This is a genomic window from Pseudomonas fjordensis (genome assembly GCF_976987115.1).
This window is the reverse complement of record NZ_OZ336860.1, coordinates 3,265,738-3,281,912: the sequence shown is the minus strand read 5'-3', so window position 1 is coordinate 3,281,912 and position 16,175 is coordinate 3,265,738. Positions and strand designations below refer to the sequence as shown.

The 16,175-nt window shown below is 51.5% G+C and carries 11 protein-coding genes; all 11 read left to right on the top strand.

Going from position 1 to position 16,175, the window contains the following annotated elements:
- The 11 genes from ACWHXD_RS14660 (at position 1) to ACWHXD_RS14610 (ending at position 16,152) form a co-directional block, all read left to right on the top strand.
- Positions 1-3,774 (top strand): MupA/Atu3671 family FMN-dependent luciferase-like monooxygenase, encoded by a 3,774-nt coding sequence (locus tag ACWHXD_RS14660; RefSeq protein WP_074059239.1) that lies wholly within the window; start codon positions 1-3, stop codon positions 3,772-3,774.
- Positions 3,761-6,316, top strand: a complete 2,556-nt coding sequence (locus tag ACWHXD_RS14655; protein ID WP_019819761.1) for a condensation domain-containing protein — start codon at positions 3,761-3,763, stop codon at positions 6,314-6,316. The genes ACWHXD_RS14660 and ACWHXD_RS14655 overlap by 14 nt, the downstream gene beginning before the upstream one ends.
- Complete coding sequence (locus ACWHXD_RS14650; protein WP_323570853.1) at positions 6,300-7,163, top strand: S66 peptidase family protein; 864 nt, start codon at positions 6,300-6,302, stop codon at positions 7,161-7,163. Before ACWHXD_RS14655 ends, ACWHXD_RS14650 begins: the two co-directional genes overlap by 17 nt.
- Positions 7,153-8,166: an N-acetylmuramoyl-L-alanine amidase-like domain-containing protein gene (locus ACWHXD_RS14645; protein WP_019819757.1), complete on the top strand. Its 1,014-nt coding sequence runs from the start codon at positions 7,153-7,155 to the stop codon at positions 8,164-8,166. Before ACWHXD_RS14650 ends, ACWHXD_RS14645 begins: the two co-directional genes overlap by 11 nt.
- 98 nt (positions 8,167-8,264) lie before the next feature.
- On the top strand, positions 8,265-9,413 hold the full coding sequence (locus ACWHXD_RS14640) for an HlyD family secretion protein (protein WP_019819755.1): 1,149 nt from the start codon (positions 8,265-8,267) through the stop codon (positions 9,411-9,413).
- Between the two features lie 8 nt (positions 9,414-9,421).
- On the top strand, positions 9,422-11,551 hold the full coding sequence (locus ACWHXD_RS14635; protein ID WP_019819753.1) for a peptidase domain-containing ABC transporter: 2,130 nt from the start codon (positions 9,422-9,424) through the stop codon (positions 11,549-11,551).
- 5 nt (positions 11,552-11,556) lie between these two features.
- Positions 11,557-12,600, top strand: a complete 1,044-nt coding sequence (locus ACWHXD_RS14630; protein ID WP_177324619.1) for an RNA ligase family protein — start codon at positions 11,557-11,559, stop codon at positions 12,598-12,600.
- Between the two features lie 53 nt (positions 12,601-12,653).
- Positions 12,654-13,715: an ROK family protein gene (locus ACWHXD_RS14625; RefSeq protein ID WP_019819748.1), complete on the top strand. Its 1,062-nt coding sequence runs from the start codon at positions 12,654-12,656 to the stop codon at positions 13,713-13,715.
- Positions 13,716-13,782: 67 nt separating this feature from the next.
- A complete protein-coding gene (locus ACWHXD_RS14620; RefSeq protein WP_019819746.1) occupies positions 13,783-14,379 on the top strand; it encodes a hypothetical protein in 597 nt (198 codons plus the stop codon).
- Positions 14,376-14,588: a hypothetical protein gene (locus tag ACWHXD_RS14615; RefSeq protein ID WP_367235741.1), complete on the top strand. Its 213-nt coding sequence runs from the start codon at positions 14,376-14,378 to the stop codon at positions 14,586-14,588. Before ACWHXD_RS14620 ends, ACWHXD_RS14615 begins: the two co-directional genes overlap by 4 nt.
- 184 nt (positions 14,589-14,772) lie before the next feature.
- Positions 14,773-16,152 (top strand): TolC family outer membrane protein, encoded by a 1,380-nt coding sequence (locus ACWHXD_RS14610; protein ID WP_019819744.1) that lies wholly within the window; start codon positions 14,773-14,775, stop codon positions 16,150-16,152.
- Positions 16,153-16,175 lie beyond the last annotated feature (23 nt).

Here is a 16,175-nt window from a genome sequence, read left to right as displayed (position 1 = left end):
ATGGACAGTTCGCAAAACAAAATTGCAGTAGTTGGAATGTGGTGTCGATTCCCCGGTGCAAATTCTCCTGCCGCTTTTTGGGAAAACCTCTGCTCGGGCAAGGTCACGATTCAGCGCCTAGAGCGTGAGGCCATGATCGCCGATGGCGTCGCACCTTCAGATCTGGACCATCCAGATTATGTCCCGTACCGAGGCCTTTTGGACGACGCGCTAATGTTCGACCCGGCTTCGTTCGGAATGTCTCCGGCTGAGGCAGCTCTTACCGATCCCCAGCACAGGCAGTTTCTCGAATGCGCCAGACTTGCTCTACAGGATGCTGGCATCGACGGCCGAGATCTTACGCGTACAGCCGTATTTGCCGCGCAAAGCCATAACGAATACAGAACAGCTTGCCTATCGGGTGCAAGCGAGATTGCTTCATTCAGCGCTGATGTACTCAACGGTGCAGCTCACCTGGCGACAAGCGTAGCCTATCGGCTTGGTGCGGAGGGCGCTGCACTGACAGTGCAGACGGCGTGCTCCAGCTCTCTCGTTGCGGTTCACCTGGCATGCCAGGCTTTACATGCGGGTGAATGCGACCTTGCAATCGTCGGCGGCGTTGCAATTGGGTGGCCGCAACATGTCGGATACAAATATGTGCCGGATGGAATTATGTCCCGTGACGGCCAATGTCGACCTTTCGACGCGGGTGCATCAGGCACGGTTCGCGGTGAAGGTGTCGGTATTCTGGTCTTGCAACGGTTATCGGACGCACAGGCCGCTGAGCGAGCCATACGCGCTGTTATCTGTGGCAGTGCAGTAAATAATGATGGCCGTCATCGCATGGGCTTCTCGACACCTTCGACGCAAGGCCAGGTTCGAGTTATTCGCCAAGCGTTCGAGAGGTCCACGGTGTCGGTGAGCGACATTTCTTATGTTGAAACTCACGGGACCGGGACCGCTGTCGGAGATGCGATCGAACTGGCTGCGCTATCCGAGGCGCTGCACTTGGACGATAGCCCTGAGCATCGTGTCTATCTAGGTAGCGTAAAAGCCAACATCGGACATCTTGATGCGGCTGCCGGAATCGCGGGGATGATCAAGCTTATCCTGCAGTTGCAGCATCGGAAAATAGTGCCGCAAGCAGCGTTTGAGCGATTGCATGACGAGAGTCGCCGCCACCAGGAACAGTTCTCTTTTGCAGAAAAGGTTGTTCCCTGGACGAGTGTGGGAGCCCTTACTGCTGCTATCAGCTCGTTCGGCCTCGGGGGAACAAATGCCCATCTGATCATTCAAAGTCAACCAGAGGACCGCAGCCAGTCGAATCCATTGGAGAGTGATGCGTGGCCGGTGGTTGTGCCCTTAGTCAGCACTGACGAAAAGACTTTGCGTGCTCGATACGCATCGTTATGCAAGCGCGCTGCAACGCTTGGTCTACGTTACGTTGATGTGGCTTTTACCTTGGCGAGCCATAGCAATGGAGTAGGCGCGCGCGCCGCTATCTTCGTTTCTTCTGTCGATGCAGTTCGAGTAATTGATCCAACCACCGTAGTCGCTTTCTCACTGGTCGAACGCGAGCGGCTTGGCACTCTGTTTGTTTTCGGTGAACTGCGAGGGGCCGCAGCTGTTGCCCGTGATCTCAGCCGATGCTTCCCCGTTTTCCGGCGCAATCTAGCGGCAATCGTTTCAAGAGTAGGGCGCTCCGAAGGTACTGCGAATACGGTGGGGGAACATACGACTGCTCTGCCATCGCAAGATCGTTTGGCGGGTCTCTGTGTACAAGTCGCCCTTGCTCGCACTCTGGCGGCAATGGGCGTTCCTGTTCTTCGAGTCGCTGGTTATGGTTTCGGTGAGGCCGCGGCTGCTTGCGTAAGCGGTGCATTAACCTTGGACGTTGCAGCCGCATTGGTGTTGGCCGAATCTGCCAGCGAACTCCAAGACGCGCTGGAAATGGCACAAATACGCGAGGGTATCAGTTGGTACTCCGCAACTCTTGCGCGGCATACCTCGTCAGATGACCTGCACAACAGTGATTTCTGGCACGTGGTGTTCGAAGAGGATGATGATGCTGTGGGGACCTTAATGTCTGAGACGGGCAGTGTGATGCACGTCATTGTTGGTGCGATAGCGACTAAGGTGAGCTTGTCGATTGAGACGCCTCATATCCACTTCATTGACACAGTTGATCAACGGGCATCGGCGCACATGACACGCGCCATCGGGCAAGCATGGTGTTTAGGCGCCACTATCAATTGGCCATTAGTCTTTGAAGGGCAGCAAGCACATGATTATGCAAGCGAGCTACTTGAGGACCGGAGAAGGGCCTACTATCCGCCTGCTATGGTTCGTGTGCAGCAAGCGACCGCGGTTACCGCACCCTCCGAATTGACTCAAGTTTCCAAGCCGGTCCCTGCAGAAATGCGAGCTTATGCGAAGCAGGCGTTTTGCGATGCGCTTCAGCTTGAAGACATTGATATAGACACTAACTTTTTCGAACTGGGTGGATGCTCGCTTACCGCACTCGATGTACTTGAGCGTGTCAATGGCGTAGCCGAAGTGCGCATCTCCCTGCGTGAGTTCTTGCATGAGCCAACAATCCGCTCGCTTGAATTGCTGTTAGTGCGGAATAGCGAAGAGATGGACGGCGCTTTATCGGTCGACACGATCACCTCTTCAGCGCTTGCCTCACCTGCTAGACCTGTTGAGTTTGGTCTTGCAGCAACTGCACATACAGACTCAATGGGAAATGCTGTCCACGAGCACCTCCCGCGATTCAGTGTGTTTTTCTTCTCTGGAGAGACCTCTCAGCACGCACAGCCAAACTTATATGGGCTTGTACTCGATGCCGCTCGCTTGGCCGATGAAAGCGATTTTGAGGCGATATGGATTCCAGAGAGGCACTTTCACCGATTCGGCGGGCTCTTCCCAGCTCCCGCTGTGTTAGCCAGTGCGATTGCGGCTATAACACATCGCGTAAAAATCAGAGCCGGCAGCATTGTGTTGCCGCTGCATAATCCAGTCGAAATCGCAGAGCAGTGGTCCGTTGTCGACAATATTTCTAATGGACGCATAGGCCTGGCTCTTGCCCCGGGCTTTCATCCAACCGATTTCGTGCTCAATCCGACGCGTTATGAAAAACGACGAGAGCATTTCGCGGACAGCACTCGAGTGTTGCGCGCAATGTGGCGTGGTGAGCCTTATAACGGAATAAACGGCTTAGGGGAAAATGAGAACGTCACCGTGCTACCGCGGCCTGTTCAAAGCGAGCTTCCTGTGTGGATTACTGCTGCCGACAGCGAGTCGAGTTTTGAGAGTGCAGGTGCCAGCGGATCCAACGTATTGACTGCAATGTTGTCATTGGACCTTGATGGGTTGCGTCAACGCATTGCCATCTATCGCAAAGCGCTTAATGGCCGTCCTGGGCGAGTCACGGTCATGTTGCACACCTTTGTGCATCAAGATCCGACGGTTGTAGCGCAGATCGGCGCAGGGGCTCTCTATGAATATCTGGATACGCATCTGGACTTTGCTTCCGCGCGAGTAAGCTACGAGAGAGTGCGTGGTTTGGCTGCAGCCGATCGCGGCGCCCTGGTCGACCATGCAGTGGGCCGTTATCTGAACGGCGGCTCACTTATTGGGACACCGTCTCACTGTGAAGCGATGGCTCGATCACTAAAAGAAATTGGCGTGGACGAGATTGCATGTCTGGTCGACTTTGGTGTTCCTCGAGAGCACGTACTGCCTTCACTTGTCGAGGTGGCTTCAATGCAGGCTAAGTTGAATGTACAGCGGTGACCTCTCCGAAATGACTCCGCACTCTCTCCGGACGATGGCGACGGATAATGCGACGATCCCGGTTGCTGGTTTGTATCCTACTTCAGCTGCCCAAAAGCGCATGTGGTATATGTCTCAATTGTCGCCGGATGATCCACACTATAACGTTACTTTGGCAATGCGGCTGAGCTTCGACTTGAACCAAGACGTTCTTGCAGAATCATTACGCCAACTGGTAGCGCGCCATGAAATCCTTCGCACGAGCTATCCCATCGTCGCAGGCGTGGCTTGGCAAAAAGTCTCTCCACCCGAAAAATGGAATTTGGAGTGGATGGGAAGTATTGAGGTCCCCGAGGAACAACGCCTCAAGCGCTGCGAAGTGTTGGGCGCGGAAATTGCGTCATTACATATTGATCTTGAACATGGTGCCGTTTTTCGTGCGTTTCTTTGGTCTTTGGGGCCGTCAGATTATCTCTTGATTCTCTTGACCCATCACATTGCTGTTGACCAGCGAACGATAAATACGCTCTGTGAAGAACTCGACGTTTTATATCGAGCATGCAACGGAGAACGTCATGAACAGTTACCCGTAGCAACACAATACCGGGAGTACGTTGATTTTGAGCGATCTAGGTTCGAGCGTGACCGCCAGCGGTTAGTCGAGTATTGGCATCAGCAACTCATAGGCGAGTTCCCCATGCTAGAACTTCCCTATCTCTGCGCTCCAACAGATCCGAGACGCGACCGGCGTGGTGCAGAGTACCCCATCGAATTACCACCTTCTGCCGTGAATCGATTTCGTGCGTGGTGTCGTCGGCATCGGTTGACCGAGTTCGGCGGCATACTGTGCATCTGGTCGATCTTGCTGCACTCGGTGTCGGGGGGACGCCAGTTATTGCTGGGCACGACGACAGCTTTCCGTGAGCAGCGGCGTTTTGGTCGAGCATTAGGGTGTTTTATCAACACATTAGCAATCCGTATTGATTTTGGAGCGGGCGCGACAATCAATAGCATGGCAGCGCATGTGCGCGAGCAGCTTCTCGATGCCTTTGATCATAGTGCATTTACGTATGAGCGCCTTGTGGAGCAGGCACGAAAATCCAATCCAGCTTTAGGCGAGGATCTCATCAATGCGTATTTACAATTTCAACCGCGGTCAATAGCTGTTGCTCATCAAGCAGGTGGACGGTTCGCCCCAAATTTAAATGTTTTCAATGGGCGGGCAAAATTTCCTCTGATGCTGAACATTTCTGACCGTGGAGACGTATTCACAGGACATTTCGAATACGAAGTCGATGCCTTTAAACAGGAAACGATCGCCACGCTTGCGTCGGACTTCTACACCCTGATAGAAAAAATTGACGAAGAGGGTGATAAATTACCAGAGGGGCACTTTCCGACGGCCGTGATGCGTACGATGGCTATCGATACTCAAAGAACGAATCTGAATGAGCAGGCTCAGATTTCAGAGGCGTTGGTAGAGCAACGACCGTTCGATGATGTAGATCATCGTCTCGCCGACATTTGGTATGACTTGCTCCGTCTTCGGCCATTGAGTTGGAAAGACGACTTTATGTTAATGGGGGGGTATTCTTTACTTCTGACGCAACTCTCCTGGCGAATCCAGCAAGATCTTGGGGCCCGGATTCCGCTCAAGGAGTTGCGTCAAAACACCCGGATGGAGCAAATGTCTGCATGTGTTCGTCGCTCGGCCGTTGCTTCCCCTGTCGTGATATCTCGACCTTCAGCAGATAGCCTCCACGTCGGGGACATTTCTGTTCGCTTGGAACTTGGAGTCTGGACAAGAGATTCTCTTGCTGCCCGTATTGCAAGCGTGAATAGTGTGCGCTCTGGGAGCGGTAATCGCCTATGGCTGGCGGCGGAGTCATTTATGGGGACGCCTGTCAGTCTAAAGTCATCTGGATTTTCGGCCGGTGATACCAGCTTATCTCTATCTCTCGGCGCACTAGACTCTGAAGCGCTTGCAGCGATAGCGATTGCGATGGCCGATGCCAAGGACATGACATCATTTGTTCGGCGTTTTCAAGCGTTGCGCGCTAGGGCTCTCGCAGATGATCAGCGGCGCAACACTATGTCAATATTGCAACAAGCGATAGAGCGCAACATGTTGGTTCTGATCGCAGGCGACCTAGATGAAAAGTCTGACCTTGCTGAGGGAAATTCGAGTCTTGGTTTGTGTACGGGAGACATTGCTGTTTTTAGAAACCGCGCAAATACCTCACATCAGACATATGACGTGGGGATCCTATTCGTGGATCGTACCCAGGCGTATGTATTGCAATCCGTAATAGACTATGAACATTTGCCCGAAGGCAAGTCCGGCGTCAACGTCTTCTATGACACCGAACAACGGTGCGCGCAACTTGGTGTCGGCTTGCGTCGACGCCGTAAAAAAAATGCGGCTACATTCGCTGTTGGTACCCGCACTGCATACGCACTTGAATCAGGTGTGCCTGCATCGCTGAAAGAGTGTTTGCTAGAGGACAGTACGGTATTGTCAGCCGTACTTCGATTGCCAGAGAAAAATGATTATGAGCCATAAACGTCTTACGATAGCGGTCATCTCTCCTGCGGGGATACCTGATCCAGCGGGCCTGGAGCAAGGACTGTCTCTTATACGTAGTTGGGGGCATGAAGTTATAACCGGCCCTCACGTCGGAGCAAAGTGGCGATATATGGCGGGAGATAACGATCAGCGCTCCGCCGATTTGCGATGGGCCTTCGAAACCACCGGCATCGATGTGGTATGGATTGCTCGAGGAGGATTTGGGGTTCAGCATTGTCTCAAGGCCTTGCCTGTGGGTATGAATGATGATCGGATAGTCATTGGTTGTTCAGATGCGACAGCACTGCTGCATTACTTGTCTCTCCAGGGGCATACGCGGCTTGTACACGGGCCGATGATTGATACGCTAGCATCTGGCGTGACCGATGAAACGAGAGCCCGTGTACGGCATATTTTGACTGGTAACTTTCATGGCGAAATGCCTGTGAGCTCATCAAACCAGGCCGCGCTTGAAGGGAAGCTGATAGGTGGAAATCTGACAATGCTCGCGAGCATGTGCGGCACTCCTCAGCAAATCAACACTCGAGGAGCCATTCTCATGCTTGAGGATGTTACAGAACATGCGTTTCGCTTGGATCGCATGGTCCTTCAATTGCGTGACAGCGGTGCTCTGGACGGGGTTAAAGCTATCGTGCTGGGCGAATATGTACGGTGCTATTTACCGGCCGGTGCTGACTACACGGCGGACGAATTGATGGAGAATTTATTACAACCTCTAGGTGTTCGTGTAGTGAGAGGCGCGGGTTTTGGTCATGGGCGAGATAACTATGCCTGGCCATACGGCCATAACGCCCAGTTGCAAGGAGGTCGACTTGTCTTCTAATTCTCATTTACAAGAGGTTATTGGCGGTATCCCATGCGCCGTTTCGCTGGGTGATCTCATTAGTCGGCAAGAGATCGAAGACCTGCTCTTTGAATTCTCCGAATTGCCTCCAGGTCAGCGATTGGCGGTTTGGGCTGAGCGGTTAATTGGTACGCCGTTTGAGTTTGAAAGCAACCTTCCTATCCTTTCGGAGGACATGTTGCGCGTGAACTTGGCCAATCTGGATTGCATCACTTTTATTTACGTTGTCATTGCTCTGAGCCGCGCGGACTCATTCGAGCAATTCGTAAGGCAACTTAAAGTGCTGCGTTACGATGTACCCGACGTTGAGGCCGCGTCAGGTCGTCATGCGGCTTCAGGTTCATTTCTTCACTTTGTTGAGGAGTCGTTGCTCGAACGGGCGATCGAGCAAGGTTGGCTTACCGACGTCACCTCAACACTTGTAACGGCGGAATGCATTATTCCGATGGCAGTCGATCTTCGTGTCATTCGTCGACCCGCGGCTTTTGATTTTCGTGAGCAGCTTGTAGCACCTGTACGTGGCGAGCGCGCCATCAGTCACACATTCATTCGTGCCGTAGATTTGCAAAAAATGGATGTCAAACTGCTTCAAGATGGCGACATTATTGTATTTGCTAAGGATCCTACAACAGCGCAAGGGGATCTTCGTCATATCTTGGTCAGGCATCTTGGGATTGTAAAGAAGCAAGCCGGCGCCGCATACTTTATTCACTCCTCCAGACATTTTGCTCGACGTGAGCACGCTACGAACGAAGCTCGACCTTCACATACCGGCATTTTCTATGACGATGACCGGCGTTGCGAACAGCTGGGTGTCGACTTCTGTGGCGCCTATGCAGGTGACGAATACATTATCAAAAAAGACTCGGATACCTACTTTGCGATGGACATGTCTCGTCTGCGCACGGTGCAGGAGTATGCTGAATCCAATTTCACCGGAATAAAGGTTTTACGCCTTCTCCCGAAACCCAAAAACGCATAGCTGATACAGCTGATACAGTGCATTACTGCTCGGCTAAAAAAATTTAAGCCTACTCGGCAACTTTGGGTGTCGCGTTTTATGCGCGGGACAAGAGAAATATGAGTAAGAAAAGTGCGGTGATCTTTTTTCTAATAAGCGCTTTAGCGGCGGTGATCATCTTCGGAGAGTATACCGAGACGGCGGTCGCCACGGGAGTAGCTGAACCTGAAGGAGGATATGTTTCTGTTGTTGCCGAACAAAGCGGAACGATTATTCGGTTAATAACTGAGGAGGGCTCCAGCATCAATGCCAACACAGCGCTGGCTGAAGTGGCGCCGCAGCGGTTAGGGGCAGACGGCAACGACTTCAGTAAAATGACGATCGAGATATTGCGACAACAACGGGATCTCATCTTAGAGAAAATTAAGCAAGTAGACTCTCGCTTAACTCAGAAAAAGCAGTGGTTAAGCGAACGGTTGAGGATGAACGATCATCAGACCGATGAAGCCCGCATCGGCTTGAAGTCGTTGGAGCCTGCTGTGGTTCAAGCAAAGGACATGATTGAGCGTTACCGCGAGCTAGAGCGTGAGGGGTTTGTGTCGCATACGGTCGTTTCTGAAAAGCTCTCTGATTTCACGACACTGCAGTCACGGGTACTTACCGCGACTCAACAGGTTCAGCAACTAGAACGTCAGAATGTAGAGTTGCGCGTGGAGAGTGCTGATTTCGAGCAGCAGGCCAATAGCGATAAACTGTCCTTTCAAATGGAACTCGAGAAAACTAACCAGGCGATCGAGCTAGCTAAGTTTCAGAGTAACTCTCTGGTTACGGCAGGGGTGGGGGGGCGTGTTGTCGTCTCTAGTGTTCGGCTAGGGCAATATGTCAACCGTGGTGACAGCCTCTTTATGGTGGCGCCCGAAGGCGCAAAAATATCTGTACGCCTTAATGTACCCGCTGAAGCCACCGCTCGCTTGGAGGTTGGTCAGCACGTCAAACTTCGCTACGCGGCATTTCCCTATCAAAAATATGGAATTCAGACGGGAAACATAACGAGTATTTCAGGGGCGCCCGTTCAAACTGATGCAAATGGTCATGAGCGTCCAGCGATTCGTGGGTTCTATCGGGTGATCGTACATCCGGATGTGCAGGCTATTCGTCAAGATGGTCTTGATCTCCCTATTCCAGCAGGCACGCCGGTTGATGCCAATATTGAAATCGCCAACGAATGGATTGTTGATTGGGTTTATTCGATTTTCGTTAGGAAGTGATAATTAATATGCGAAGCAATGAATATACAAATATACATTTTTGCGCGCAAAAAGTGGCCATTCAGGATGACGTTGACTGGTGTTTGGATTTTATTGCAGAACATTATCGCTGTGAAATGAATCATGTCACTCCGGATTCGGTTGGTGAAAAGGCAGAAGGTGTGTACGAAAAGGCACGCCAGCGTGGATTGGTGGCTCAGTCTCATAATGCAGTACTGGATGAATTGCCTTTACTTCAGTCGCCGACATTGGTTCGGCAGATTGATGGTCGCTTCATCGTGATGGTTGCTCGCGGTAAACAGGGTGCGATGTTCGTTACATCGTCAGGTTCGGAGGCGGAGCATATTAAATGGGACGATTTGGCGAAGATATTTTCCGGTGTCGTCGTAAAGGTTTCGCCTATGGGCTATACGCGTCCGCCTAAAAAAGTAAGGGTCCCATTGAGCAGGCTAACCGGGAATCTAGGTGATTTGACAGGGGCCACAATCCGTATTGGAGTGTTGGCGGTAGGGATTGAACTATGCTTGATTGTGTCTCCTCTGTTCATGAAGTTAGTTCTTGATCGAGTACTGCCGGCCGTAGATGGGCCACTTTTGGCCACCTCTGCTATATTTTTTTTTATACTGGTTGCGTTGCAGATGTTGTTACACGATGTTCGCAGCCAAGCGTTGATAAAGTTTAGCCAGCGCATAAACTTGCGCTGGCTGAGCAACCTCTTTACGCACCTTGTCCGTTTACCGATCAGTTTTTTTGAGCAACGCTCAGTAGGAGATGTCGCCTCCAAGTTTTGGTCAGTTGCGCACATACAGCGTACCCTGGCGGTCGGTTTTATCGAAGGTGCTCTTGACGGTTTGATGGCATTGGTTACTGCACTGGTCCTGGTCGTTATTGTTCCTCAGTTAGCAGGATTGCCTGCGGCAGCCCTACTGTTCTACATCATCCTGCGTTGGCGCTGTTTAAAACGGCAGAGAAAGGCGGAGCATGAACGTTCCCAATATTCAGTCGTCCAGCAGTCTCACATTTGGGAAACTATTTCGGGTATCCAGTCTGTTAAGCTATTCCAGAGAGAGAACAACCGGCTGGAGGGCTGGTTGGCGCACGTTTCTCAACTGTTTGATGGAGATAGAAGTTACCAAGAGGTTGAGGCAAGTTTGAGAACGAATTTTACAGCGCTGATGGCTATCGAGCGGGTAATAGTTATAGCGCTAGGTGCCTGGATGACGATGCAGCAAACGATCACTATTGCTCAACTAATAGTGTTTCTAGCCTATAACGAGCTTTTTCTTAATCGCTCCTTCACGTTAACTAATAAGTTGGCCGAGATAGCCTTGCTTGATGGACATCGTGACAAGGTGGCGGACATCGCTTTACACGAGCCCGAGGCGTCGGTCGCGAAAGAGGATAGCTTTGATATTCAGGGCGGCTCTGCAAGTATTGAATTTCGTAATGTTTATTTCAGTCATCCTGGCAGCAGAACCCACGTGTTAGAAGATTTTTCGTTGAAAATCCACCCCGGGGAGTGTGTTGCATTTACGGGGCCGTCGGGTTGTGGAAAGACAACGTTGCTACGCCTTATGCTAGGGCTGGCAGTGCCGCAAAGAGGGCAGATCTTGATCGCAGGGTGTGACTTACATAAGCTGAGTCCAGCAGACTATAGGTCAAATTTGGCGACAGTGATGCAGGAAGATCGTCTGTTCACAGGAAGTATTCTCGAAAATATTACTTTCTTCGAAAAGTACTATGATATGGAGTACGTCATCGAGGTGGCTCGTGCCGTAGATATTTACGATGACGTTGTAAAGCTTTCTGAAGGTTTGCAGACAAAGATAAAGGACAGTGGCTCGATTTTGTCGTCGGGTCAACGACAGAGGATTTTGCTTGCTCGTGCACTTTATAGACGTCCTAAATTTCTATTTCTCGACGAGGCGACAAGTCACCTGGATCCGACGCGAGAACGTCATTTTACTGAGCGACTAACAGCGCTTGATATCACTCGAATTATTGTTTCGCATCACCAACAACCACTGACGGCGGCAAATCGAGTATTTCATTACAGTGATGGGCGTTTTGTTGAGTCTGAAGGTCAACGCCGCTCATCTGTGGTTTCCAATTCAATGGCAGGGCCTAGTGAAGTATGAATGGCATGTATTTATCCCCGGATAAGCAAGGCGTCGTTCTTGCACGTGACAATCAAAGGTGCGTCGTCTGCGAAGGCACGGCAGATGAGGTGTGTTCTATACTCGATCTTCGTCTTTGGGACACATTTACATTTGATGCCCACAATTGGGTGTCTCTATGCGCCACCCATGCGGCCGCCGTAAAAAATGGATTGTTTCATCCCGCTGAATTAAGAAGTTTAGCCCGTATTGACTCGATACTCGTGCCCGCGCAGTGCTATCAAACCTTCACTTATGATCGTTGGGGAAATCAGATTCTCAGCAGTGGGGAGCGAGTCAGAGGTGAGCTCTTTCATGCTTCGGACGTCCAGGATATTTTGGCGAAAACGGGGAAGAGCGATAGCTTTGTACAATGGGCAAAATACCCTCGCACATTCCTTCTTCCTTGGGTGGATGCGGTCTCCGAGGGCGATAGAATAATGACCGACACGAAGGCGCTACACGGCAAAAGAGTCATCGTTACCGAGAAAATGGACGGCGAGAATATTACGATTTATCGCGACTATTTTCATGGTCGGAGTGTCGACGGCCCATCTCATCCTAGTCGGAATTGGTTAAGAGAGTTTTTGAATCAATTATCCATTCGTATCCCTACGGGCGTCAGGGTCTGTGGAGAGTATTTGTTTGCACGTCACGCTATAGAATATCGCGATCTGGAAAGTTATTTTCTCAGTTTTTCTGCTTGGACGGCACTTGATGAGTGCTTGTCGTGGGATGATTCAGTGCAACTGTTCTCGCGACTGGGAGTCTCTACTGTCCCTGTGCTATATGATGGGGTGTTTGAGCAACAGGCAATACACGAGGCCTGGCGTGAGCAGTGCTCACCGCAGAGTGAGGGTTATATAGTTAGGAGCGCGGACGCTATTAGGCCTGATCGCTTCCGGCATCTGTGTGGAAAATTTATCCGGAGTGATTATACGCAAGCCGATGCTATTCAACTCAATCGGCGTGAAGGGCGCCCCGTTGTCCCTAATGGTTTGCTTTCACCGACTTTGCTTGATCCTTCTTGACTGTTTAGGCTTGAATCAAGAATTCATTACATTTAATTGGTGGCGTATCTATCATGAGTTTCTATATTGCGGTTGATGCAGGATTTACCAATACCAGAGTTGCGGTAGTAAAAAGTGGGGAGGTTATAGCTTACGCCACCTCGGCGACGCCGGGGCGTTGCGACAAAGGCGTAGATGGATCAAACGCCGATGCGTTACAGGAAAGATGGCTGTGTCATCTTGTTGCGCAAGTAAAAAGCCAGTTAAGTTCGGAAGGTGCGTGCCTGGGTATTGGAATAAGTTTTGCGGGTGTCGTCTCGCAAGATGGGAGTATTTCCAAGGATAGTGCGATTTGGGGCAGTGCTAGCGAGGGAATCGAACTCGCAGATTTGGAGCGGCGCTTAGGGTTCCCCGTGCGTGTCGCAAACGACGTTTCTGCTGCCTGTTATAGATATGCGTTTGATTTCCAATACATGAAGGACGAAAGAATTTCGTTGATCAATATTGGGAGCGGTATAGGTGCAAAAACATACTTGCGAAGCCTTGACGCAATTTTGTTGGACTCAAAAGGGCGAACTGGGGAAATCGGATTGGCGATTGTAGATCCCGGAGAGCACGCGTTGGCCAGCCAGACAGGGAAATTTAAAGGCGCGTTGAATAACTACTCATCGGGCACTGGATTCGCAAGGTTTCTTGGCGTTCTTGCCCAGCAATGCCCGGATCTCTATGAATCCTCCTTGCTCAAGCGGGCGCTAAAAATGTCCTCGATTTCCATCGATGAAAAGTCGGGCGCTGCGTTAAATAGGATAAACAAGATTGCGATCAAGTGCCTTAATGATGGGGATATTTTTGTCTCGGACGCGCTTGACCGTTCGGTCGGCTGGTTGTCGATAGCATTGCAGCACGTCATTTTACTCGATTCGCCAGATCGAATCATTCTTTGTGGCGGGTTCGTTTCCTCAATCGGTCCATCGTATAGAGATCGCCTGGTAGCTAAGTTGGTGCCGCATCTTAATTATCTTTACAGTGAAGAAGAGATTATGGGGATGGTCCGTCTTGGTAATAACGATGATCTGGACAACCTCCTTGGTATTGCAGAGTTCTGCAAGAAATCACTTTCTCAGATCGGCGAATAATGGGTTGTCTGAAAAGGTAAATTTTTTCTTCAGGGGTGTTGTTTTCAGCGAGTGGCGGAGTACGACGATGAGGGGTTCTGACGTTGAAGTGCCCGCTGCTGGCGTCATGGAAAACTTCCTTTCAAAGATTCGGAGGTATGTGGGGGCTTCGGCGCTTGAGGCGCAAGTGCAGGTGTCACCTCATTTTTTGCCAGAGGGCGCCGTGTCTTTTGCTGTCTCGCTGAAGGACCTGGATTCTATGGCGGCGTTGGTGACTGATGACCTGCTACCGGATGAAGTTCATCGTAGTGTTTATCAGCGGCGTATTGCCTTCATTGGCGGGAGATTATGTGCTGAGTTAGCAATGGAGAGTATTAATGTTTCCACTGAGGGAGGGGTGTTCCGCTGCTTTGATGGCGTGCCGAAATGGCCTCCTGGTATCGTCGGATCTATTACCCACACCGAGCATATGGCTTACGCCACGATCGTTAACTCTTCTCATATTGGATCGTTAGGCATTGAAAGCGAACCGGTCGCGAGTGACGACGCGACGCGTAGTATTCTATCGTTTTGCTGCACGGATTTGGAGCGGGAGGTGTGGTTCGGTTCTGGTTTGGATAGCAGAATGCCACGCTTTTGTTTTCGGCTAAAGAAGCCTTTTACAAGGCGATTTATCCCCGTGTGATTCAACCCTTGGAGTTTACTGACGTGCAGGTTGAAGGTGTTTTTTGGGGGCGGGGAGAGTTGCTGCTATGTCCTGTATCTGAACGCCCGCTGCTCAAGCAGTTTTCTGGCACCTCCATCAAGTTTGTAGAGCATCACGGATGCGTTCCATACCACAGCATCGGAATTATTTCGTTGTTTTTAAAAAAGCTCGTGCTTAAGGCCGGATAACGCTGTTAACCCTCTCCATGCGTCATGACGCAGCGCCAAGTCCTTCTGCCAGTTTGAAGTCCTGGTGGGCTAAACAGGTGAGAAGAGCCCATTGGTCAATAGAGGAGCGCACGCTCCTTAACTATCCGCTTTAGTCCGCATTTCGCGTGATGGCGCGGTCGATAATCGAACGGTGAGTCAGCCGATGTTGAAGAAAGCCTTTTATCTATCGTGGATGCTGGCGCTACCGGTGCACCTCATGGCACAGCCCGGGCCAGTCAGGGAGCCGGATAGCTACGTCGATATTTGGACGCTGTACCAGCAGAACATAGTGTCCAATCCCAGAATCATTGGCGCCGAAGCGCAGGTTCGCAGTGCCCAGGGACAGGAGCGTGCCTCATTCGGGCAGCTGCTGCCGCAAGTCAGCGCCAGCAGCTCGTTTAACCGAGTAGGCCGCGAGCAGGGGACATACAAAGAGCTTGTCAACGGCGAGACATATGGCCTTCGCCTGAGTCAGTACCTTTACAATCCAGCGGCCTGGCGAGGCTTTAAGAAATACACAGAGATGACTGCGCAGTACCGTTCCCAATACGAGGATGCCAAGGTCGAATCTACCGTAGATCTAGTGCAGCGCTATTTTACCGTTCTGGCGGCCGAAGATGAATTGGAGTTGACCACAGCAGAGCGCAAAGCGACCCAGCGCAACTTGGATCGATTGCAGGCGATGTTCAAGCTTCGGCTGGCTACGGTGACGGATGTCTTGCAGATCTCCGCCAAGGTGGACAGCCTTAAGACAGCCGAGATCGAGGCTCGTAATCAGATTGAGGTCAGCCGCGAGGCACTGGCCGAACTGATCGGTCGCGAGGTCTATCAACCGCTCAAGCGGATTGATCAGGGCGTACACTTTGACATGCCTCCAGGCACCGAGGAATATTGGCTGGCCCAGGCGGTGAGTAGCAACCCGGCTCTACAGGCGAAGCAGAAGGCGGTCGATTCGGCCAATTACGCCATCGGTGAGGCGAAGGCCGGAAATTTGCCTACCTTAAGCATGGGTCTCGGCGCTCAGCGTAGCGACTTTGCCTACGAGAACGTGCCGTCGCCGCGCACGGACACTTATTCGGCTAGCGTCTCGATCCAGATTCCGATCTACAGCGGCGGCTCCACCAGCGCTCGGGTACAGGGCCTTTACGGGGCGCGAGACGCGGCTGAGCAAGATTATGAGTCCATTCGCCGACAGGTCATCAAGGAAACCCGCACTGCCTACATGAAAAGTGCCTCAGATCTGAGCAGGATTGCCTCGTCACGGCACGCGCTGGACTCGGCAACTAAGTCGCGGCAGGCCAGTGAGCGCTCGATGTCCCTGGGTATCGCGACTGCCGTAGAGGTACTCAATGCCGTGCAGCAGGAGTACTCCGCGCGGCGCGACTACCTAAAGGCACAGTATGACTTCATCTTTAATCAGCTGGTCCTGCTGCGCTGGCGTGGAGGGCTGACTGACATCGATATACAGAAGATCAATGCTTGGCTGAGTGTGCCTGTCCTAGGCGCGCAGAACGATATGTCGCCAATGAAGGCTAGGGGATGAGTGCGCAGCTACAAACGATTTCG

Coding starts and splice junctions, on each gene's coding strand:
- ACWHXD_RS14640 (WP_019819755.1), top strand. CDS start 8,265: ATGAGTAAGAAAAGTGCGGTGATCTTTTTTCTAATAAGCGCTTTAGCG.
- ACWHXD_RS14610 (WP_019819744.1), top strand. CDS start 14,773: ATGTTGAAGAAAGCCTTTTATCTATCGTGGATGCTGGCGCTACCGGTG.
- ACWHXD_RS14620 (WP_019819746.1), top strand. CDS start 13,783: ATGAGGGGTTCTGACGTTGAAGTGCCCGCTGCTGGCGTCATGGAAAAC.
- ACWHXD_RS14625 (WP_019819748.1), top strand. CDS start 12,654: ATGAGTTTCTATATTGCGGTTGATGCAGGATTTACCAATACCAGAGTT.
- ACWHXD_RS14655 (WP_019819761.1), top strand. CDS start 3,761: ATGTACAGCGGTGACCTCTCCGAAATGACTCCGCACTCTCTCCGGACG.
- ACWHXD_RS14660 (WP_074059239.1), top strand. CDS start 1: ATGGACAGTTCGCAAAACAAAATTGCAGTAGTTGGAATGTGGTGTCGA.
- ACWHXD_RS14635 (WP_019819753.1), top strand. CDS start 9,422: ATGCGAAGCAATGAATATACAAATATACATTTTTGCGCGCAAAAAGTG.
- ACWHXD_RS14650 (WP_323570853.1), top strand. CDS start 6,300: ATGATTATGAGCCATAAACGTCTTACGATAGCGGTCATCTCTCCTGCG.
- ACWHXD_RS14630 (WP_177324619.1), top strand. CDS start 11,557: ATGTATTTATCCCCGGATAAGCAAGGCGTCGTTCTTGCACGTGACAAT.